The following is a 21,623-nucleotide window of genomic DNA, read 5'->3' as shown; positions in this document are numbered from 1 at the left end:
AATCCAAGGAGTAGAAATGACAGTCTTTAATCTCCCCGATGTGGGCGAAGGGTTGACCGAAGCGGATATCGCTTCCTGGAAGGTCAAAGTAGGGGACACCGTTGAGGTCAACCAGATCTTCGTCGAGATCGAAACCGCCAAGTCGCTGGTCGAGCTGCCCTGCCCCTTCGCGGGGGTGGTCACCGCATTGCACGCGGATGAAGGCGACACCGTGCTGGTGGACAACCCGCTGATCACCATCGACGAGGAAGGCGGCAAGCCGGCCCCGACCGGCACCCCGGAACCAGCCGAGGCGCTGGCCACCGCGGCGCCGCAGGCCAGCGAGGAACCCGGCCCTCTGGTCGGTTCGGGCCCGACCGCTGATTCCTCCGTGCGCCGCAAGCGCACCAGCCGCCCCGCACCTTCGGCAGCCGGTGCCCGCACCGCAGCGGTCCGTGCCTCCGGCTCCGCTTTGGCCGAGACCATCTCGCGCCGCGCGCAGTCCCTGGGTACCGCCGTGACCCGCGAAGTGGATCGCCGCAAGCCGGCAATGGCGAACTTCGTGGACCGCGTGCTGGCCAAGCCGCCGGTACGCCGGCTGGCCAAGGAGCTGGGAATCGACATCAACGATGTGGTGGGCACCGGCACCCAGGGAGAAATTACCCGCGAAGATGTCAACAGCTACCAGGCCCAGCGCGAAGCCGAGCACGCGGCGGCACCAACCTACTGGGCCCACGGCCAGCTGGCCGACGCCCGCGTCGAACGCACTCCGGTGCGTGGCGTGCGCAAAGCCACCGCGAAGGCCATGGTGGACTCCGCGTTCACCGCACCGCATGTCTCGATCTTCGTGGACGTGGATGCCAGCCGCACCATGGAATACGTAGCACGGCTGAAGAAGTCCCGCGACTTCGAAGGAATCAAGGTCTCGCCTCTGCTGGTGCTGGCCCGGGCCGTGATCTGGGCTGCCGCCCGCAACCCTTCGGTAAACGCCAGCTGGGTGGAAACCGAGAACGGCGCGGAGATCCACCAGAAGCGCTTCATGAACCTGGGCATCGCCGCAGCCACCCCGCGCGGCCTGCTGGTGCCGAATATCAAGGACGCGCAGAACCTGAACATGAAGGAACTGGCCATCGCGCTGAACGAGCTGGCCACGACCGCGCGTGCCGGCAAGACCCGACCGGAAGACATGCGCGACGGTTCGCTGAGCATCACCAATATCGGTGCGCTGGGCATCGACACCGGCACCCCGATCATCAACCCGGGCGAGGTGGCCATCGTCGCCTTCGGCACGATCCGCCAGAAGCCGTGGGTTGTCGACGGCGAAGTGGTTCCGCGCTGGATCACCACCCTGGGCGGATCCTTCGACCACCGCGTGGTTGACGGCGATCTCTCGGCCCGCTTCATGGCCGATGTGGCATCAATTCTGCAGGAACCAGCCATGCTGCTGGACTGAGCTGCGGATAACAGCACCCCGGAGAGAACTTCTGAAAAAAGTTCTCTCCGGGGTGTCACAGTTTAAGCTCCGGTTTCGACGTACTTTTGAAGGGCAGGAACTTGCCTGGAAATCGAATGACAGGAGACACGCCATGCGCATGAATTTGAGCAAAACGCACAAGAAGGGGTACGCCGCCGTACTGGGACTGGAAGCCTACGCCAGCCAGTCGGTGCCCAAGGAGCTCTACGAGCTGGTGAAGCTGCGCGCTTCGATCCTCAATGGCTGCTCCTTCTGCACCGATATGCACTCCCACGACGCCATGGAGATGGGCATGTCCACCGCGAAGCTCTTTGCCGTGGCTGCCTATAACGATTCCCCGCTGTTCACCGACGCCGAGCGCGCTGCCCTGCGGCTGACCGATGCGGTGACCCGGCTTGATCCTGCCACCGGGGTCAGCGACGAAGTCTGGGACGCGGCCGCTGACGAATTCAGCGAGGAAGAAATCGGCAACCTGATCTTGGCAATCGCCACCATCAACGTCTGGAACCGCATTGCCATCCCGACCCAGCTCGAACCGCCAGTACGCGACTAGTGCCGGGAAGCGCAGGTAGAATCGGGCGCGTGGAGCAACCAACGGAATCCGCAGCGCTGGCCCAGTGGGACGCCGAGAAGCGCCGATTGACCGTCCTGGCCTACAACATGCTCGGCGTGTGGGCGCAGGCCGAAGACGTGGTCAGCGAAGTGGCCGAGCAGCTGCTCAAGCTCACCCCGGCAGCCACCGAACAGGTGCGGAACTGGCCGGCGTTCCTCACCACGCTTGCCACGCGCCGGGCGATTGACGTGCTGCGTTCGGCCCAGCGCCAGCGGACCGACTATGTCGGGGAATGGCTGCCCGAGCCGGTAGGCCAGCTGGCGCTTCCCGAAGATGAGGCCCTGACTGGATCCATGCTGCGCCTCGGCGTGCTCTTCCTCCTCGAAGAGCTCTCGCCCCAAACGCGGGCCGCCTACGTGTTGCACCATGCCCTGGGCTACAAGGCTGCAGAGATTGCCGAGGTGCTGGAGGCCTCGCCGGCCGCGGTCAGGCAGCTGCTGAGCCGGGCCGGCAAGAAACTGGGGCACACCGAAGCGCCCAGCAGGGAAGCAAGCGAAATATCCTCATTGCTGTCGAAGGTCGTGGCAGCCATACGCCATGGCGACGCCGAGGAACTGGTCCAGTTGCTGGCCAAGGATGCGGTGCTCTACTCCGACGGCGGAGGCAAGGCCCGGGCCGCGTTGAACCCGGTGCTTGGCGCGCAGCGCATTGCCCGCTTCCTGGTTGGCGTTGAGCGGAAAAATCCAGGGCGAAGCGTCTTCTTGGGAGAAATGAATCAGGCGCCTGCACTGCTTTTCAAGCTGGCGGGCCGGCAGGACGTGGTGGCGATCGAGGTGGCCGCAGGACACATTCAAACCATCTTGCTGGTGTCCAACCCGGACAAGCTTTCACACGCCAGCGCGCAGTGGACCATTCTGGACGGGTAGCGGAAGACTGTTTCACGTGGAGCGGAGTTGTTCAAATCCTTGTTGATACAGTAGTTTCCATGAATCGACCCCGCAGCTTTGGTCCGTTGGCACTGGGCAGGATCCAGTGTGCGTGCCTGCTGGCCGCCTTTGTGCTCGGCCTCGGCACCGCCACCGTCCCAGCCCACGCGTCTGCCGCGGCCACGGAATCCGAAGCACCGGCACCGGTGTACCCCTCGGCGACACCCAGCGATGATGCCGAAGACGAGGGCACGGTCCTCATCCCGTCGGTGACATCCCAGGAAGGCAACTTCTACCTTGCGGTGACCGACGCGGCACTCGACGACGTGGATTCGGAACGAATCATGGACCAGGTCCGGCAGGCCGTAGGCGAGCAGGATGCGAAGATCCTGCTCGGGGTGGACCAGGAGCCGAACAACCTCAAGGGAGCCGCGCAGCTGGTGCGCGGGATGCTGATGTTCGGGGACAGCGACGCGCTCAGCGATGACTGGCTGGAGAACGGAAAGACCCTGGGCTACGTGGGCAAAGGGTGGATTGCCGTCGGCGTGATGCTGCCAGAGGACCCCGCCGATGAGGTCGAGGTCTTCGTGGATCCGGGGCGCGATATCAGCGAAACGGACCCCGGGTCCAGCCAGAAGATCCTGGCAGCCGGCGACGAGGCATTTAGGGCGGGGGACTACACCGCAGGCATCACCGAGGTCGCGCTGGCCACGACCCAGCAGCTGCAGGCGCCGCCGGACCGGACGCTGTCCAAGGTGATCGCCGTGGGCGTGCTCGCTGTGGCAATCGTCTTCATGCTCGCCTGGGCGTGGCGCGCCAAGCGCCGCAAGGCCAAGAAGGCGGCGGCCGCCGAACGCCTCAAGCAGGCCGAACTGCTCGAATCGCGGATCCAGCAAGCCAACCGCTACCTCGGCCGCAAACCGGTGCCCGACTTGGGCCTGCCGGAACAGGGCCGCTTGGCCGAGGCGATGGCGGAACTGGAAAAGCAGCGTGCCGGCACCCAGCATGGTACCCAGCACGCACAGGACCTGGATCCGGGAATCGCCGTCCAGGAGCAGGTCTCCGAAAAGCAACTGGCAGATCTGCGCCACCGCGAACGCGAACTCTCGCTGCTGCGCGGCGCGGTCCAGCTGGCCCACGACTTCGCAGGACGGCCACGGGATTCTCGCGAATCCTGGGCATCGATTTTCGAATACCACCGTGAGCGGCTGGAAGACCTGGCGCTGTTCCTCGATCTTCCCGGTGCAGGGCAGCTGGGCTGCGCCCAGGCCGCGCGCACCGTGATCATCACCCATACCGATGAGCTGCAGCTGCTGCGAACCCGGGTGGGCCGGCGGAACACCGGAGCCCAGGATGCTCCGGGCATTCTGAACCGGCTTTGGGAGTTGCGCGACGAGCTCGATAGCGTGCTGCGCGATGCGCTGGCGCAAGCCGGGCAGGCGCGGCTCAAGGTCCCGCAGGGGCTGGGTGAGCGGATGGCAGGCAGGCAACCGGCTGACGCTGCGCTGGAAAATGATCCCATTGCGCTGCTCAGGAATTTCCTGCCGGGAAGCGAGGCCCGCTGATGCCTGCCCGTTTGATGCATGATTCCACCGGACGGCGCTTGCGCCGCCCCTTCCACTGGACCGCCATCGCTGCCATTTTCATGGCTTTGGTGACCACGGCCCTTGGCGTACGCGCCGTGCTGGCGGTGCAGGCAGCCAATGTCCCTGCACCCTATGAGGTCACGGTAGTGGTCCAGGGGGAGAACGGCTTCAACATCACCCAGCAGACGGTGGACGCCGAGCTGGCCCGGCACCCGGTGCGGGCCACGGCCCCGCTGGAACTGGTCATTGCCGACCGCTGGCTAACGGGCAATGAACTGCTGCGCGGGGAAGTGCCCGAAAACCAGATCATCGTTTCGACCAAGATGGACAACCTGGATTCCGGGCAAAGCGAGGCCGAGCAGCGCTTCTCAGGGGTGGGTGTGGACCGGAATCTGGTCGCCTCCGACGACGCGCATGACGACCTGCGCTTCGATATCGAGAATGCCTTCATCAAGAACATCTCGGTAGGCCATGGCCCCAAGGCTGCGGTGGCCGCCGCGCATACCGCCGCCGTGCTGCTGGATGATTCGCCCAGCAACTCGGCGATCTTCTGGTTCGCCGTGGTGGGCGCCAGCGCCATGCTCACCGCCGCGCTGCTGGCCAGCGCCCTGCGCTTCCGCTCCCGGTGGGCTTCCCGGCACCGGCGGCTGGCCGCGGCCCAGCGCAAGCTGGCTCGCGTGGTCCTGGATCTCGAAGCGTTGGAAGCCACCTACCAGGCAGCTGATCCGGGGCACCGCCCGGCCGGCTTCACCAAGGCCTGGCGGCAGCTCGAAGCGCTCTCCCTTGATGCCGCCCGGCGCGAGGACCCTCTGGTGCGCCTGGTCTTCGACCGCGCCGCCTGCCTGGATAAGAAGACCGGTCAGCAGCTGGCCGCTTTCGAAGCCGATGCGCGCACGCTGACCGAACTGGCAGATTCCCTGATGGGCGCCGGCTCGGTGCATGCCCACCTGGCTGGCACCGGATCCACGTTCGACAAGCTCAGCGCCCCGATCAACGATGCCGCCACGGCGCTGCTGATCCGGCTGGAAACGGCCCCCGGCACCATGGTTGCCGGCAAGGACCTGGAGGATTTCCGCGGCGCCTTGGGCGAACTGCTCAACGCCGCCCATGGCGACACCGGCCAGCGCACGGCCGTAGAGCGCTGGGCCGACGCCGAAAAGCAGCTGGCCAAGCTTGCCGCGAAGATCTCGACCCGGTTGCGCCGTTATCCGCGGGGCCAGAAGCAGGAGGTGCCGCCGATTGGTGCCCAGCACAATGAGCTGCGCGCCAGCCTGGGGCTGCCGCCGGTCACCAAGCAGAGCGCTTTGCAGCAGATCGACACGGCGAATGCGCTGGCCCGCGGGGTGCTCGGCGACACGCTGCAGACCGACCAGGCTGCCGGAGGGACATCGGGCGAACCTGCTGGCTGGCAGCGCATGCTGGCCCGGCTCGCCAGCACCCGCAAGGCAGCTGGTGATGAACCGCCGAAGCTGCGCCGGGCGTGGAAGTTTGGACTGCTTGCGGCCCTGCTGGTGGGCAGCCTGATCGCCTCGGGGCTCATTGTCTCCTCGATAGCCAACGAACCCGAACGCACCTATGAGGGGTCAGGCCGGGGAATGGAACTTGAAATCGATGACCAGGGCCAGCTGGTTGACGAGTCAGAGATCCGCCGGTACATGGAGGAAGACTTCGAGACCACACAGCGGATTCTGGTCGCGGTGCGCGATGCGGAGGCCTACCTGGATCTCAACGAGGTCGAAGGCTATGACTTCCGCGAATCGACACCCGAGAGCGTGCGCTCGGCGATCTTGCGGATCAAGGACGAATATTCTGATCGCGCTGATCCTGCCAACGGGGAGCTTCCCGAGGACTTGACGATCATTCCGCTGCTGATCACGGATGAAGGCAAGGGCATCATGCCCGGGCTGATTTCCGGTGCGGTCATTAGCGGTACCGCCTCGTGGGGAACGACCGGCGGGTGGGAGCACGGAAGCATCTACGAGTCGAACTATCCGGCGATGGAAGCGGCCGGTGCGGCCGAGGACTTCGCCGTGGTGCTCAAGCGGGCCGGCTATGAGCAGCCGGACTACAACACCACCTTGCTGTACTGGATGCTCGTGTTCATGCTGTTCTTCACGGTAATCAACGTTCTCCAGGTGATCCAGTACCTGCTCGGGGCCAGCACGCAGCTGACCCGGTTCTCCCGCGGTTCGCGGTCGGTGCAGCAATCACGCCGGCAGCTGGAGCAGCTGGCCATGGGCCTGGAGGATTCGCAGATCAATGCGGTGGCAGTGCTCGGTGCAAGCGAGGCGGGGACTGCCGACGAGGCAGGCCAGCGCTTGTTCGAGCGCGCCCTGATGATGGCGTGGCGCGAGGCCGAGGAATTGTCCTCGATGACCTTGGGACAGCGCCTGCAGGCCGGCTATGCCCAGCGTGCGGCGCATCTGGCCCAGCTGGTGGCGTTGCTGGGCGAACGCGATGCCGATGTGGCGCGGCGGGCCAAGGCGCTGGTGCTGGCCAGCCGCGGTTCCGGCGGGGATGCGCCGGCGGAAGTCCAGCTGCCGGGACGGTAGTGCTTCCGCCCCGGCAGCCGGATCCTGCTCGGACTCAGCCCAGCAGCTCGGGCAGTTCCTGCGCCTCGTTGCCCAGCACCTTCTGCGAGAGGAACTCGGTGACGACCTGGTACCAGATCTTGGCATGCTGCGGGGTGAGGATCCAGTGGTTCTCATCCGGGAAGTACAGGAACTGGTGCTCGGTGCTGCCGTCTTCCTTCTGCGGCAGCCCCGAATCGGCCAGCAGCTCGTACCATAGGCGCAGGCCCTCGCCGATGGGCACCCGGTAGTCCTTGTCGCCGTGGATGACCAGCATCGGGGTGAAAATGCTGCCCACCGAATGATGCGGCGAGTTCAGCTCGCGCATTTCCGGGCTCATCTCGCGGGTCCAGTAGAACGCGGCATCGGTGGTCTTGCCGAAGCCTTCGAGCGCCCACAGGCTGGCGTGCGTGATGATGGCCTTGAAGCGGTCGGTGTGCCCTGCCACCCAGTTGGCCATGTAGCCGCCGAAGGAGCCGCCCATCGCGGCGGTGCGGGTTTCATCGATGTCAGCGCGCGCCTCGGCGGCATCGGTGATGGCCAGCAGATCCGTGTACGGCTCCTGGCCCCAGCGGCCCCAGCCGCGCTGGATGAACGCCTGGCCGTAGCCGGTGGACAGGGCGGGATCCGGCAGCAGCACCGCATAGCCCTGGGCTACCAGCAGCCATGGGCTCCAGCGCCAGCTCCAGGCGTTCCACGAGCCCAGCGGTCCGCCGTGGATCCACAGCAGCAGCGGGGCTCTGTTGGTGGCAGAAGCTGATTCCGGCAGGGCCAGCCAGGCGCGGACGCTCGATCCGTCTTCGGCCGTGGTCGTCACCTCGGTGAGCGTGCCCGGCAAGGCCGGGCGGGCAACCGGAGAGCGCAGCTCGGTCAAGGCGGCGGATTCGCCCGGCTCCAGGTCGCCGGTGTGCGCCAGGTCGATGGCTACCGGTTCGGCCGGGTGCAGGTAGCTGGAGCGCAACGCGTAGGCGGTGCGCGAGTCGCTGCTGATGACCACGTCGGTGAACGCTCCGTCTTCGGTGAGCCGGGTGATCTTGTCGTTGTACAAGCTCAGGTGGAAGACCGGGGCATGGCCGTTGTCGTCCGCGACCAGCAGCAGCGAGCGTCCATTGGGAACCCACTGCAGGTCGCTGACCCAGCGGTCCCAGCCGGCGGCGATCCGATGGGTGGCGCCGTCGGCCAGGTCCATCAGCCACAGCTCGAAGACCGGGGCGGTTTCGGCGGTGGAACGCTCCCAACGTGCATAGGCCAGCTGGGTGGAGTCCGGGCTGATCTTGCCCAGCGTGTATTCGTACGTGTCGTCGGGGGCGAGCAGCATTTCGTGGGCGCCGGTGTGCAGATCGATGCGCATCAATCCCGGGGCCGAGGAGGCCCGGCCTTCGGGAACCTGCCATTCGGTGATCAGGAAGGCCCCGTTGGCAGCGACATCGTAGTAGGTATCCTCCAGGTTCGCGCCGATGCCCGGGGTGAGATCGGTGAGCTGGGTGCCGCTGGTGTCCTGGGGGTCCGGCAGGGAGCCGGTGTAGAAGTGCGGGGTGGACGGGCCCAGGTCTTCGTCCCAGAAGCGCACCGGGTAGCCGGTGTGCAGGATTGCCGAGACCTTCTTGTCCTTGCGGCCGGTGCGCAGTGCCGCTTCGGCCTCCAGGTCCTTGGCGCGGCTGAAGGCCGAGGTGCGCAGCACGATGCTCTGCGGTGACTGCTTGCAGATCCGCAAGGACTGCACCCCGGCCGGGTGGGAGATCACCGAGCGGGCTTCGCCTCCTGCCACCGGAAGGATCCATCCTTCGGCCTTGGCGTCTTCCTTGGATGAGCGCTTGGACACGAAGAGCAGGTCGCCGTTGGCGGTGAACTGCGGCTGCGATTCGCCGTGCTCGCCGAAGGTCAGCCGGCGTGCCGGTTCCTGGCCTTTGGGGTCCAGCGACCAGAGGGCGCTTTCGTATTTCGTCTCATCCTCGGACAGGGTGCTGAGGGTGGTGACGAGCTTCGTGCCGTCGGGGGAGAGCGCCAGGCCGCTGAGCCGGCCCATGCCGATAAAAGAATCTAAATTATGAAATGAATGCTTAGAGTGTTCCACTTCACATATCTTGCCACTGTTCGCGGCCGGGCACTACCGAATATCGAAAATTACGCGGCATCGGAACGAAAGGCCGGTGCAACTTGCAACCAAGGAGTTATGGCACAGCTATTGGAAAAACCTGCAAGGCCGTGGAGGATGGGTTCCATGGGGGAGCTCGCGATGTCAGCTGCATGACCGGATAATCGATCAAGGAGTTGGAAAAGATGAACCGTGCCAGAACCCGTCTTGGGGCGCTCCCGATGATGTGCGCGGCAGCGCTGATGCTGGCTGCCTGCCAGGGAGCCGAGCCGGAACCGGCCGAAAGCCAGAGCGCAGGACCAAGCGGAACGTCGCCATCGGCAAGTGCCAGCGCGCCGACCGCTTCCAGTCCCGAATCCAGCCCAACGCAAAGCACCGCAAGCCCGGATGCGCCAAGCTCGGCGGCGCCAGAGCTGAGCCAGGTGCATGAAGTGCATGGCATCCGCTTCTTTACCCCGGAACAGTGGACTGCCGCCGGGGATGACTGCGACGGCGAATGCACCGAATGGGACGAATGGGAGATCAAGGACGCGCAAGGCAAGCACGTGCTGACCCTGATCCCCACCACGGCAACCTCTCCGGATGGAGACATGGCGCTGTATGAACGGGAGCTGCTTGATCGCAAGGAACTTGAAAATCCCGGAGCGGATACCGGATTCCGCCCGACGAGCCTGATTGCCGAGTTCTGGGAATCGACGGACCAGGAAGACGGCGAGAAGGATTCAGGATTCGACATTGCCCTGATCGATGACGAAGAGCTCGGCAAGCGCGATGAGAACCCGGACCTGAACTTCTTCAGGATCGGCGAGCAGTCACCGATGATGTGGGTTGAAGAGGATTATCTGGAAGACCATGGTGTTCCAGACGACCCGACCAAGCAGCAAGCGCAGCAGTTCCTGGGCACCGGGCAATACGCGTTGGTGCGCGACATCTTGCTCAGCGTGGAACCTGCCGTCGGCTAGCCAAGCCGGAACATAGGAAAGGCAACAGAAATCAGGCAATCGCCCTGGCTTCTGTTGCCTTTCTTCACGCCTCAAAAAACTGCATTCCGCGCAAGGGCGCGAAAGTGGTGCAGATGCTGAAGGCCGAGGAAACGGGCAGGAGAAATTGCCGCTGAGCAGCGAAGCTGCAGGGTGCACTGGAAGCCTCTTGGCCACGACAAGCAGGCTTGGCTGTGCCGTTCGAGCGGTGTAACCAAAGCCCAAAAAGACTCCTCTGTCACATTGTGTGGCCTGTAACATGCTACTGTGTGTAGGCACACAAAGTCATAACGTGAAAGGTGCACACATGGGCGTGCTGGCACTGGGCGTATTCATCGCCGTGACAGTCATAGTTAACGTCGTACTGAAACGGCGTATTTCAGAGGCGCTTGTACTAGCGCTGATAGCTTGTTCGCTGGTCGGCGGCGCGGATGCGCTGAACCTGTTGAGCGCAGCCGTAGTTGCCGGCTTCCAATCAGACGTGACCTTCGCGGGCATGGCCTTTGTGTTCATGGGAGTGATCGTCTCGGCGACAGGCCTGATCGAGCGCCTGATCCATATCCTGAATTCGATGTTCGGGCGCGTTCGCGGTGGATCGGCCTACGTCTCGACCCTGGGCTCGGCCGCAATCGGGCTGGTGGCAGGATCTACCGCAGGCAACACGGCGACGGTCGGCTCGGTAACCATTCCGTGGATGAAGGAAAACGGCTGGTCGTCCAATCGCGCCGCAACGCTGGTAGCGGGAAACTCCGGCTTGGGCGTCGCGCTCCCGCCGAACAGCACCATGTTCATCCTCTTGGCCATGCCGGCCGCCGCTGGAATTTCTGCTGGCGACGTATATGTTGCACTGGCCATTGGCGGTGCTTATTGCGTGCTCTACCGCATGATCCTGGTGTTCACTTGGGCTCGTGCCGACGGCATTCCCGTAGCGAATCGGGAGGGCATGGCGACGTTAGGGCAAGCGCTGCGCGAAGGATGGCGCTCGCTACTGATCTTCCTTGGCATCGCGATCCCTGTTGCACTGACCTTCGGCCCGCTGTTTGAATTCCTGTCCCGCCCGGAGTTGGTGGGCAAGGACTCGATGGGCTCGATCTCCATCATTGTTTGGGTTCCGATTCTCATCTCGGCGATCGCATTGATCGAGGGCCGAAAGCGGATCTTCGCGCCGGATTCGAAGTTCAAGGTGATCCTGAATCGCGAGCTGCCGCAGTTCGCCACTGTTGGTGTTTCGCTGTTCGCTGCGCTGAGCGCTTCGAACATCATGGAAGCGCTGGGCGTCGGTCCGCAGCTTTCGGATTTCCTGGGTTCGCTGGATATGCCAAAGGCGGCGATTGTCGCAATCGTCTGTGTCATGGCCGTTGTCGTAGCCACCCCGCTGTCCTCGACGGCAACCGCCGCGGCCGTGGGTGCGCCGGCAGTGATGGCGTTGACCAGCGTGGGTATCGATCCAGTCATCGCCGTGGTGACGGTCCTGTTGTGCACCTCGACAGAGGGTTCTTCTCCACCGGTCGGTGCGCCGATCTATCTGGCTGCCGGCTTTGCCGAAACCAATCCAACCAAGATGTTCATGCCATTGCTGGGCTATTTCGTGCTGCCAATGATCGTCATTGCCTGGCTTGTCGGCATGGGCTGGCTGCCGATTCCGATTTCGTAGGAGAAAAACATGCGACTCATGAAAATACTATTCCTGGTCTTCTTGGCGCTGTTCATGATCGGCGGCACTGCAATCGTCGGTACCCAGCTGGCCGGTGTGCTGTCACTGAATGGTGATCTGGTCAGCGGAGCCAAGCAGATCCTGTATCCGTGGACCTTCAGTTTTGCGACCGCGTGCGCACTGTGCGCCTTCGTGCTGCAGTATTCAAAGGAATACAAGGAAGACGAGCAGGACTAGTAGCCAGCTGTCAGTTCAGTCCACAAGTTTTCAGGGTCAAGGTCCAAGCCTTGGCCCTGAACTGCTTGTACAAGCAGTAGCTTTCCTGTCGCGACCAGGTGCTGGCGCATGGCAAGCGCAGCCGCCGGGGCATTGCCGCTGGAGATGGCGGTGATGATCGGTTCATGCTCGGCCATGATGTCACCCAGGGTGCGCTGCTTGCCTGCGGTGGAAACACCAAGCAGCCGCGTTGCGACACGAAGGCGGTTCACGATGTTGCGCCCGCGGTTCGACTGCGCGACCTCAAGGATGAAGTCGTGCAGCTGCTGGTCCAGATCGAAGAACTCTTCGGTCAGATCCGCTTCGGCGCATCGGGCCAAGCCGGCAACGATGTCATTGAGCCGCGCCGCGATCTGCGGGGTGCAGGCCTGCGCGGCCCTGAATGCGGCGGGAACCTCCAGCGCCAGCCTGAGCGAGAAAATTTCTGCGACATCCTTTGGCTGGGTCGGAATGATGCGGAAGCCGCGATTACGAGCAAATTCAACCAAGCCGGCTTCCTCCAGGCGCAACAAGCCATCGCGCACCGGTGAGCGGGATATCTTCAGGCGATCAGCCAGCTGGTAGACGCTGTAGAGGGTGTCGGTCTTCAATTCCCCAGAAATGACAGCTGAACGGACGTAGTCCATCACTTGTTCGGTCAATGTGCGCCCATGTTGGGCGGGGACTTGGAGATCGGAGGTCATGAACTGATTCTCTCATTGAAATCTCTTGCGGAGTTTTCACGTAATCAAGAAACTAAACAGTATGTAACATGTTACTCTGGTGGGACGAATCAACGAGAGGCGCTCACCATGTCAGCTCAGTCGAGCATCCAGACCCTGACCCCTGAGGCAATTGAGATGCGGGAACGGCTACGGACCGATCTGACGACTCGGGCTGCATATATTTCCGATGCCTCGATTTTCCGCCGGGTGCCGCAGGCTGTACTTGAAGTGCGCAGTGAGGCCGACATCGCCTTGGGCATCGAGTATGCCAAGGCCGAAGGCCTTTCGATCACGTCGCGAGGTGGAGGCACCTCGGTTGCGGGCAATGCCATCGGCGAAGGTCTGGTGCTGGACACCTCCCGCTATTTCAATAAGATCCTCGACATCGATCCCGAGGCGAAGACCGCGCGCATCCAGCCTGGAGTCATCTGCGACCAGCTGCGTGATGCTGCTGCGCAATACGGGCTGACCTACGGTCCGGATCCGTCGACCCATAGCCGCTGCACCGTAGGCGGCATGGTGGCCAACAACGCCTGCGGATCGCACTCGCTGGCGTGGGGCACCGCCGCGGACAACGTTGTGTCCATGAAGATCATGCTCGGCGACGGATCCGTGGTCGAGGTCAATGCCGACGGAACCAACAGCGATGAGCTTGACGGAAAGCTCAAGGCGCTGCGCGATGCGAACCTCAAGGAACTGCGCACAGAACTGGGCCGCTTCGCGCGCCAGGTCTCGGGCTACGGCATGCACTATCTGCTCCCGGAAAACGGGTTCAATGTCGCCAAGGCGCTGGCTGGGTCCGAAGGCACCCTCGGGGTGATCACCGAGCTGGTGGTGCGCCTTGTCGAGAAGCCGAAGCATACTGCGCTTGCAGTCCTGGCTTTTGAAACTGTTTTCGATGCCGCGGCCGCGGCAGCATCCCTGCGCCGTCCCGGTCTTGCCACTGCGGAAGGCATGGGCGGAGATCTGCTCGATGCGCTGCGCAGCCGTCCCGGTCAGCAGAGTGCCGGATCCAATCTGCCTGGCATGGGTGCCGCCAACCGCGGTGGCGTCGCCAAGGCCGGCGGCTGGCTCTTCTGCGAGACAGCCGGGCAAACCATCGAACAAGCACGAAGCATCGCCGATGAGCTGGTGCAGTCAGCGTATGATGCAGCGGCCGGGGCCGCGATCGATGCCGTGGTCGTTACGGACCATGCCGAGGCCCGCACGCTGTGGAAGATCCGCGAAGCCTCCGCCGGTATTGTCACCCGCCTGCCAGATGGCGGCGAGGCCTGGCCGTCCTGGGAAGATTCAGCCGTACCGCCGGAGAATCTTGCCGGATACCTGCGCGATCTGTACGCGCTCATGGACGCCCATGGACTGCGCGGCATCCCCTTCGGGCACTTCGGCGAGGGTTGCGTCCACGTGCGCATCTCCTTCGACTTGGGCACCAATGAAGGCGTGGCGATCTTCCGCCAGTTCATGGAACAGGCCGCCGACACCGTGGCCAAGCATGGCGGCTCCCTGTCCGGCGAACACGGGGACGGCCGGGCCCGCTCGGAATTGCTCACCCGCATGTACAGCTCGAAGATGATGAAGGCATTCGCCAGCTTCAAGGCGGCCTTTGACCCCGAGGGCCTGTTCAACCCCGGGGTATTGGTCAATCCGGAACGCATCGATGAGTCGCTGCGTCCCGGACCCGGGCAGCGCAGCTTCGAGCTGACGCCGGTTCATGCGCTCTCGCGCGACAAGGGTTCCTTGGTCAACGCGGTCAACCGCTGCGTGGGCGTAGGCCTGTGCCGTTCGGACGAGGGGGCCATGTGCCCGTCCTTCCAGGGCACCCATGACGAGGTCAACTCCACGCGCGGCCGTGCCCGGGTGCTTTCCGAGATGTTCCGCGGCACCACCTTGCCCGATGCCTACAAGTCCGAAGAGGTGAAGGACGCCCTGGACCTCTGTCTGTCCTGCAAGGCCTGCGCTTCCGAATGCCCGGTCAATGTGGATATGGCGACCTACAAGTCGGAGTTCCTGCACAAGTTCTACGAGGGTCGCATCCGCCCGATGGCGCACTACACCATGGGGTGGCTACCCAAGCTCACCCACTGGATGCACCAGGTGCCAGGCGTAGCACCCCTGGCCAACACGGTGCTGCGCATCGACGCGGTGCAACGGCTTGTCAAGAAGGTTGGCGGCATTGAACCGACACGCAAGATGATCACGTTCTCGGGCGAATCGCTGCAGCGCTGGGCGGCCAAGCGGAAGGAAACAGAAGCCGAATCGCCGCAGGGCACCGTGGTGCTCTGGCCAGATTCCTTCAATAACCACCTGGATACCGGACCGGGCCAGGCGGCAGTCGAAGTGCTCGAAACCCTCGGCTACCGGGTAATCATTCCCGAAGGATTCGTCTGCTGCGGTTTGACCTGGCACTCAACCGGCCAGCTGGATACCGTGCGCAAGGTCATCAAGCACACCTTGGACGTCATGGAACCCCTGGTCAAGGCAGGCTACCCGGTGATCGGCCTGGAACCGTCATGCACGGTTATGCTCGGCCACGAAATCACCGAGCTGGTTCCCGAGGACCCGCGCGCGGCTGCGCTGTCGGCAGCCGTCGTGCCGTTCGCGGATCTGATCGCCAAGCACGTTCCGGCCGATGGCAAGCCCAGCGCCGGCTGGCCCTTCGAACAGCTGAATGTCGGCGCGGTGTCGCAGGTCCACTGCCATGAGCGTTCGCAGGGCGACCATGGCTCGTCCTCGGCCGTGCTGCGCAGCATCGGCATTGACGAGCGCGAAATCGAAACGGGCTGCTGCGGCTTGGCCGGCAACTGGGGATTCGAACCCGGACATGCGGAACTATCCCGCTCGCTGGGCGAACGCGAGCTCTTCCCGGCCATTCGCAATCGTGCGCAGGACGATGTGGTGCTCGCCGACGGATTCTCCTGCCGCACGCAGATCGCCGAGGGCACAGAGGCCCGCGGAATGCACCTGGCGCAGGTGCTGCTCAAGGCCAAGATCACCGGCTAGACAGGCTCGGAACGCAGAAAACCGGCCCGGAAGCAGCGCGATGCTGCATCCAGGCCGGTTCTGCGATCCTGCTACGGCTGGTTGGCCGGCTGCTCGTTGCGCAACCGAGCCTCGGCGATCTCGTTGATCCGTCCGCGGCACAGGTACCAGCCGCCGATGATCAGCGGGATGATGATCACCAGCGAGGCAATGGTCCAGGTGCCCACCGGATTGTCGAAGGCCATCATCACCAGCACCAGGGCAAGGAAGCCAAGGGTGACCCAGCCGGAAACCGGGGCGAATGGCATCCGGAAGCTCGGGCGATCCTGCTCCCCGCGCTTGGCGGACTTCATCAGGGCGATCTGGCACAGCACGATCATCGCCCAGGAGGCAATGATGCCGATGGCAGCGAAGTTCAGCACGATCTCGAAGGCCTTGGCCGGGACCACGGCGTTGAGCACCACGCCGAGCACTGCCACCACGGCGGTGATCACGATGCCGCCGTAGGGCACCCCTGCCTTGTTCATCCGTCCGGCGAATTTCGGTGCCGACCCGTTCAACGACATGGAGCGCATGATGCGCCCGGTGGAGTAGAGCCCGGCGTTCAGCGAGGACAGCGCCGCGGTGAGCACCACCAGGTTCATCACCACGTCCATGCCCTGCACGCCGATGGATCCGAAGAAGGTCACGAACGGCGATTCCCCGGCGCTGTAGGCCGAATAGGGCAGCAGCAGCGAGAGCAGCACCAGCGAGCCGACGTAGAACACGGCGATGCGGATGATCACGGTATTGATCGCCTTCGGCATGACCTTTTCCGGGTTTGCCGTTTCGCCTGCGGCGGTGCCGATCAGCTCGATGGATGCGTAGGAGAAGACCACTCCCTGCATCAGCACCAGCACCGGCAGCAGGCCGTTGGGCAGCAGCCCCCCATTATCGGCCAGCAGCGAGAAGCCGACCTCATGCCCGTCCAGCGGGGTACCGAAGATGACGAAGTAGCAGCCGACAACCAGGAAGGCCACCAGGGCCACGACCTTGATCAGCGCGAACCAGAATTCCATCTCGCCGAAGGCCTTGACGGAGATCAGGTTCATGGTGAGCACCACGGCCAGCGCCGCCAGCGCCCAGAGCCACTGCGGCACCGAGCTGATCCACCCCACGTATTTGCCGAAGAAGCCCATGTACAGGGCGACCGCGGTGATGTCCACGATGGCGGTCATCACCCAGTTCAGCCAGTACAGCCAGCCGGTGGCGAAGGCCGCCTTCTCGCCGTAGAACTCGCGGGCGTAGGAGACGAAGGAGCCGGTCGACGGACGGTGCATGACCAGTTCGCCCAACGCCCGCAGGATCAGGAAGGCGAAGAAGCCGCAGACCGCGTAGCTGATCACGATGCCCGGGCCGGCCGCCTCGAGGCGCCCTCCGGCGCCCATGAACAGGCCGGTGCCAATCGCGCCGCCAATGGCGATCATCTGCATCTGCCGGGAGGACAGGCCCTTGTGGTAATCGTTGTCGCCGGCAGTCAGCGCGGCATCGGGGACGTGCGCCGCGGTGGCGTGCGGGGTGGAATTATCCATAGGATTCCTTGGATCTAGTCGGTGAGGTTGGCAAGCCGCTCGGGGGAGAGCAGCTCATTGAGGTCTTCGGCCGAAAGCAGGCCGCGTTCGAGCACCAGTTCGGCCACGCCGCGTCCTGTGTGCAGCGCTTCGAGGGCCACCGAAGTGGACGCCGCATAGCCCAGGCGCGGATTCAGCGCGGTGACCAGGCCGATGGAGTTCTCCACCTCGCGGCGCAGCGCCTGCTCGTCCACGGTGATCCCGTCGATGCACTTGCGCGCCAGCGTCAGGCAGCCGTTGGCCAGGTGCTTGAGCGAGAGCCCGATCGAGTGGGCGATGACCGGCTCGAAGGCGTTCAGCTGCAGCTGCCCGCCCTCGGCGGCCATGGTCACGGTCAAATCGTGGCCCACCACCTGGTAGGCGATCTGGCTGACCACTTCCGGGATCACCGGGTTGACCTTGCCGGGCATGATCGAGGAGCCGGACTGCACGGCCGGCAGCTGCAGGTCGTTCAGGCCAGCGCGGGGTCCGGAGGAAAGCAGGCGCAGGTCGTTGCAGATCTTGGAGATCTTCAGCGCCACTCGCTTGAGCACGCCCGAGAGGTGCACGAAGGCGCCCACATCGCTGGTGGCCTCGATCAGATCCGGGCTGGTAGTCAGCGGCAGGCCGGTCAGCTCGCGCAGGTGGCGGCAGGCGGCCTCGGCGTAGCCGGCCGGGGCGTTCAGCCCGGTGCCGATGGCTGTGGCGCCGAGGTTGATCTCGGTGACCAGCGACAGCGATTCCTCCAGCCGTGCCCGGTCCTCGGCCAGGGTCACGGCCCAGCCGCGGAACTCCTGGCCTACGGTCATCGGCACGGCATCCTGCAGCTGGGTGCGGCCCATCTTCACCACGGTGCGGAATTCTGCGGCCTTGGCGTTGCAGGAATCCTGCAGCACCTCGATGGCCGCCAGCAACGGCTGGGTGGCGAAGTGGGTGGCGATGTTCACTGCGGTCGGGTAGGCGTCGTTGGTGGACTGCGACAGGTTCACATGGTCGTTCGGGTGCAGGTGCTGGTACTCGCCCTTTGCATGGCCGAGGATCTCCAGCGACAGGTTGGCGATGACCTCATTGGCGTTCATGTTGGTGCTGGTGCCAGCCCCGCCCTGGATCGGGTCGATGATGAACTGGTCATGCAGCTCGCCGGCGGCGATGCGCTCGCAGGCTGAGTCGATGGCCGCGGCGCGCTGGGCGTCGAGCAGGCCGAGCTCGTGGTTGGCCCGGGCGGCCGCCTGCTTCACGCGCGCCAATGCGCGGATCAGGTGCGGGTTGCCGGACAGCGCGGTGCCGGTGATGTCGAAGTTCTCCTTGGCGCGCAGGGTGTGCACGCCCCAATAGGCTTCCGCCGGGATCTCGCGGTCGCCGATCAGGTCATGCTCGGTGCGGTACTCGCCGCTGAGCAAGGTTTCAGGCATGGTGGATTCTTCTCCAGTGTTCATTGAATGGGTGGGAACGGGAAACTTCACAGTGCGGCCAGCAGGCCTACGGGCTGTCCGCCGCCGAGGGCCGGGCTGGTGGCCAGCGACTCAAGGGCCAGAGCCGCTTCGGAGCCAAGGTGCTCGGCGAGCAGCTTGGCGGTGATCGGCATCCGGGCGCGGTCCGAGCCATCGGCGATCTTCACGGCCAGCGCGCTGCCATCGGGCAGGCCCACGGCTTGGATGCCTTCGAAGCCGTCCTTGGCCACGGCGCCGGGCAGCACGCGCATCAGCTCGGTGACATCGCGGCCCTCGCCTGCCACCAGTTCCGGGTAGCCGGACATGGCCGCCGCCACGCGGTGCTCGGCGGTGCCTTCGGCGGCGCTGGCCAGCTTGCCGAAGGCGCGGGCCAGTCCGGCCAGGCTCATCCGGTATACCGGGGTGCCGCAGCCGTCGGTGCTCACCCCGCTGATCTCTTCGCCGGCCAGCTCCTCGACGGTGTCCTGCAGCAGATCCAGCAGGCGCTGGTCATTCAGGTAGTCTGCGGTGTCCCAGCCCTTGAGCTGGCACAGCGCTGCCAGTGCCGCGTGCTTGCCCGAGCAGTTCTGCGCCAGCTGGGTGGCCTTGCCGCCGGCGGCCAGGTGGCGCTGGCGCTCGGCGGCGCCGTAGGGCAGGTCGGTGGAGTTGCGCAGCGCGTGCTCGTCCAGCCCGGCCGCTGCCAGCGTCGAGGCGGCAACCTGCTGGTGGCGTTCTGCGCCGGAGTGGCTGGCCGAGGCCAGGGCCAGCTGCTGGTCATCGAACTGCAGCCCGGCGCGCAGCATTCCCACGGCGAACAGCGGCTTCAGCGCCGAGCGCGGGTAGAACACGGCCTGGGCATCGCCGCGGCTGGCGGCGATGGAGCCGGAGGCATCCAGCAGCACTGCCGAGCCGTAGTGGATGGACTCGACGGCGTCACCGCGGGTGGCGATGACCAGCGGTTCGTGCTGGGGCAGTGCCTGATTGGCCAGCGATGCGCGCAGGGTCTGGGGATCGGCGGGGGTCACTTCTTGCTCCTGACTATGGTGGATACTGCGTGCTGCACTGCGTTGAGGTGCTTGGCCATGGCAGCGGTGGCGGCTTGCTCATCCTGTGCTGCGATGGCCTGGTAGATCTCCTGGTGCTCCGTGTTCGAGGGCGCGCGGCGGCCGGCGACCAGGTTCACGGTCTCGGACTGGCGGGCCATGGCCTCGCGGATGTCGGCGACCACCTTGGTGAACACCGAATTGCCGCTGGCCTGCGCGATTGACGCATGGAAGGCGGCATCCAGCTCCACCCAGGCGGCCGGGTCATCTTCCTGCTCCATGGCCTCGATCAGGCCGCTGATCCGCTCCAAGTCCTCGGCGGTGCGCCGGGCGGCGGCGAAGGTGGCGGCCGGGATCTCGATGTGCGGGCGGGCCTCGTGCAGGTCATCGGAGGAAAAGCTGCCCAGCTTCAGCTCGCGGGTGGGCCGGTGGGAGACCACGAAGGTGCCGCGCCCGGTTTCGGTGCGGGTCAGCCCCAGGGCTGCGCAGGAGCGCAGCGCTTCGCGGATGACCGAACGGCTCACGCCGTAGTCGGCCGCGAGGGCTGCTTCGGATCCGAGTTTCGCACCAATGGCGATTTCCCGGGCTTCAATGGCTAGGCGGAGTGCATGGAAGACGCCTTCGGCAGCGGATCGGCGTTCGATCGGCTGTTGTCCGGGTGTCCAGCTGTCTGACAGGTTCACGTGTACCAGTGTGCGACTGTGAGCCACTTAACGTCAAGTCGAGTTTTTGGTGACTGGGAACACTCAAGTCAGCGACGGAGTGCAGGAATGGAGCGCAGGAGAAAAACATCTGCATCCCCGGCCTGGCTGAGCGTTGTCCTGCCTCCAGGACGCGCTTGAGCATCCGCAGATCGGCGGTCTTCGCCCGGCGCATCATCGGGGGCCATCAGCGGTGCCAGCAGCTTGCTGAATCCCGAGGGCCGCCCGTCATTGCGCAGGTGCACCCGGGTGCTGGCGCCATCCACCGCCTCCAAGCGGTAGCTGGTGCGCATCGGGAACGGCCCCTGCGCGGTGGCCATGACCAGCAGCCGGCCGGGCACATATTCCTTGAGCACGTAGGTGTAGGACAGGGCCGACCCCGGAAGCGGGCTTCGAAAGTGGCACGCGCTCCGATGCCGAAGCTGCCCTCATCGAGCCTGCGTGCGGTGCTGATGTTCCGGTACCACACCGGGGCATTGAGCGGATCCATCGTGTAGCCGGCCACTTCGTGCAGCGGCCGGCGGATCACGATGCTGGTGGCGGCATCAACCATCGGTGCCGCTCGGGCGCCGGCCGGCACGCGGCCGGTGAAGGCGATCAGCCGTTCCAGGCTGCCGGCGGATTCGGCGATGGCAGTCTCGGGACCGAAAGAGCCCGAAGCGCGCTGCTGTTCGCCAACCGTGGCCCGCGCCAGCTCCAGGACGTACTCGGCCAGGCCCGGATCCACGTCGAATTCCTGGCTCGTGGCCTGGGCGAAATCCCAGCCGTGGACCATGGATTCGAGGTTCAGGATGCCGGACAGGACGCTGGCCGGAACCTCTGCGAAGCCCAGATCGAGCGTGCCCTCCAGCCCACGTGCGGAGAAGGACTCCAGGGCCGCCTGCGCGAGCTGGGCAATGCGCGGTTCCGGTGCCAGCGACGGGTCATCTGCTTGTTCAGAGCCCATCGCCTTGCAAGCCAGTGCGAGGTTGCCGGCCAAGTGGTCCACGAGCTGGCTGACGTTGAACTCCGTGCAGGGGGTTGGGCGCTGCAGGTCCTTTTCCTGAAGGTGGTGCAGCACCAGCTGCAGCGCGGCCAGGGAGGC

16 protein-coding genes are annotated in these 21,623 nt (G+C 64.8%); 9 read left to right on the top strand and 7 right to left on the bottom strand.

Translation table 11 applies throughout. The features are described from left to right. Nucleotides 1-16: 16 nt before the first annotated feature. The 5 genes from ANI01nite_RS08345 (at nucleotide 17) to ANI01nite_RS08325 (ending at nucleotide 7,070) form a co-directional block, all read left to right on the top strand. The gene (locus ANI01nite_RS08345; protein WP_038993239.1) at nucleotides 17-1,432 is read left to right on the top strand and encodes a dihydrolipoamide acetyltransferase family protein; all 1,416 of its coding nucleotides are present in this window, start codon (nucleotides 17-19) and stop codon (nucleotides 1,430-1,432) included. A gap of 133 nt (nucleotides 1,433-1,565) precedes the next feature. After that, nucleotides 1,566-2,006 (top strand): carboxymuconolactone decarboxylase family protein, encoded by a 441-nt coding sequence (locus ANI01nite_RS08340; protein ID WP_038993240.1) that lies wholly within the window; start codon nucleotides 1,566-1,568, stop codon nucleotides 2,004-2,006. Nucleotides 2,007-2,035: 29 nt separating this feature from the next. Beyond that, nucleotides 2,036-2,932 carry a sigma-70 family RNA polymerase sigma factor gene (locus ANI01nite_RS08335; RefSeq protein ID WP_141357337.1) on the top strand — a complete coding sequence of 299 codons (897 nt, stop codon included), beginning with the start codon at nucleotides 2,036-2,038 and terminating at the stop codon, nucleotides 2,930-2,932. Between the two features lie 59 nt (nucleotides 2,933-2,991). Beyond that, the gene (locus ANI01nite_RS08330) at nucleotides 2,992-4,497 is read left to right on the top strand and encodes a hypothetical protein (RefSeq protein WP_141357335.1); all 1,506 of its coding nucleotides are present in this window, start codon (nucleotides 2,992-2,994) and stop codon (nucleotides 4,495-4,497) included. After that, on the top strand, nucleotides 4,497-7,070 hold the full coding sequence (locus ANI01nite_RS08325) for a hypothetical protein (RefSeq protein WP_141357333.1): 2,574 nt from the start codon (nucleotides 4,497-4,499) through the stop codon (nucleotides 7,068-7,070). The genes ANI01nite_RS08330 and ANI01nite_RS08325 overlap by 1 nt, the downstream gene beginning before the upstream one ends. 34 nt (nucleotides 7,071-7,104) lie before the next feature. On the opposite strand, the gene ANI01nite_RS08320 is transcribed toward ANI01nite_RS08325, so the two are convergent. Beyond that, entirely contained in the window at nucleotides 7,105-9,114 is a 2,010-nt protein-coding gene (locus ANI01nite_RS08320; protein ID WP_141357331.1) for a S9 family peptidase, read from the bottom strand. 254 nt (nucleotides 9,115-9,368) lie between these two features. On the opposite strand from ANI01nite_RS08320, the gene ANI01nite_RS08315 reads away from it, so the two are divergent. From ANI01nite_RS08315 to ANI01nite_RS08305, 3 genes are all read left to right on the top strand, one after another. Then, nucleotides 9,369-10,145 (top strand): hypothetical protein, encoded by a 777-nt coding sequence (locus ANI01nite_RS08315; RefSeq protein ID WP_141357329.1) that lies wholly within the window; start codon nucleotides 9,369-9,371, stop codon nucleotides 10,143-10,145. 310 nt (nucleotides 10,146-10,455) lie between these two features. After that, nucleotides 10,456-11,817: a TRAP transporter large permease subunit gene (locus tag ANI01nite_RS08310; RefSeq protein WP_255314464.1), complete on the top strand. Its 1,362-nt coding sequence runs from the start codon at nucleotides 10,456-10,458 to the stop codon at nucleotides 11,815-11,817. 18 nt (nucleotides 11,818-11,835) lie between these two features. After that, nucleotides 11,836-12,054 carry a hypothetical protein gene (locus ANI01nite_RS08305; RefSeq protein WP_198934384.1) on the top strand — a complete coding sequence of 73 codons (219 nt, stop codon included), beginning with the start codon at nucleotides 11,836-11,838 and terminating at the stop codon, nucleotides 12,052-12,054. Here the strand turns inward: ANI01nite_RS08305 and ANI01nite_RS08300 are convergent. Further along, nucleotides 12,051-12,776: a GntR family transcriptional regulator gene (locus ANI01nite_RS08300; protein ID WP_066141818.1), complete on the bottom strand. Its 726-nt coding sequence runs from the start codon at nucleotides 12,774-12,776 to the stop codon at nucleotides 12,051-12,053. The genes ANI01nite_RS08305 and ANI01nite_RS08300 overlap by 4 nt on opposite strands. A gap of 108 nt (nucleotides 12,777-12,884) precedes the next feature. Between ANI01nite_RS08300 and ANI01nite_RS08295 the strand changes: the two genes are divergently transcribed. Next, complete coding sequence (locus ANI01nite_RS08295) at nucleotides 12,885-15,797, top strand: FAD-binding and (Fe-S)-binding domain-containing protein (RefSeq protein ID WP_255314463.1); 2,913 nt, start codon at nucleotides 12,885-12,887, stop codon at nucleotides 15,795-15,797. A gap of 71 nt (nucleotides 15,798-15,868) precedes the next feature. Here ANI01nite_RS08295 and ANI01nite_RS08290 read toward each other — a convergent pair whose 3' ends face one another. The 5 genes from ANI01nite_RS08290 to ANI01nite_RS08270 all read right to left on the bottom strand — a co-directional run bounded on the left by ANI01nite_RS08290 (nucleotide 15,869) and on the right by ANI01nite_RS08270 (nucleotide 21,617). Then, nucleotides 15,869-17,347, bottom strand: a complete 1,479-nt coding sequence (locus ANI01nite_RS08290) for an amino acid permease (protein WP_141357327.1) — start codon at nucleotides 17,345-17,347, stop codon at nucleotides 15,869-15,871. 14 nt (nucleotides 17,348-17,361) lie between these two features. Beyond that, nucleotides 17,362-18,777 (bottom strand): aspartate ammonia-lyase, encoded by a 1,416-nt coding sequence (locus tag ANI01nite_RS08285; RefSeq protein WP_141357386.1) that lies wholly within the window; start codon nucleotides 18,775-18,777, stop codon nucleotides 17,362-17,364. Nucleotides 18,778-18,824: 47 nt separating this feature from the next. Then, entirely contained in the window at nucleotides 18,825-19,820 is a 996-nt protein-coding gene (locus ANI01nite_RS08280) for an asparaginase (RefSeq protein WP_255314462.1), read from the bottom strand. After that, complete coding sequence (locus tag ANI01nite_RS08275) at nucleotides 19,817-20,521, bottom strand: FadR/GntR family transcriptional regulator (RefSeq protein ID WP_141357325.1); 705 nt, start codon at nucleotides 20,519-20,521, stop codon at nucleotides 19,817-19,819. Before ANI01nite_RS08275 ends, ANI01nite_RS08280 begins: the two co-directional genes overlap by 4 nt. A gap of 205 nt (nucleotides 20,522-20,726) precedes the next feature. Next, on the bottom strand, nucleotides 20,727-21,617 hold the full coding sequence (locus tag ANI01nite_RS08270) for a TIGR03086 family metal-binding protein (RefSeq protein WP_255314466.1): 891 nt from the start codon (nucleotides 21,615-21,617) through the stop codon (nucleotides 20,727-20,729). Nucleotides 21,618-21,623: the final 6 nt, after the last annotated feature.

It is taken from the genome of Glutamicibacter nicotianae (assembly GCF_006539525.1).
Lineage (GTDB): Bacteria > Actinomycetota > Actinomycetes > Actinomycetales > Micrococcaceae > Glutamicibacter > Glutamicibacter nicotianae.
This window is presented reverse-complemented; position numbering and strand designations above follow the sequence as displayed.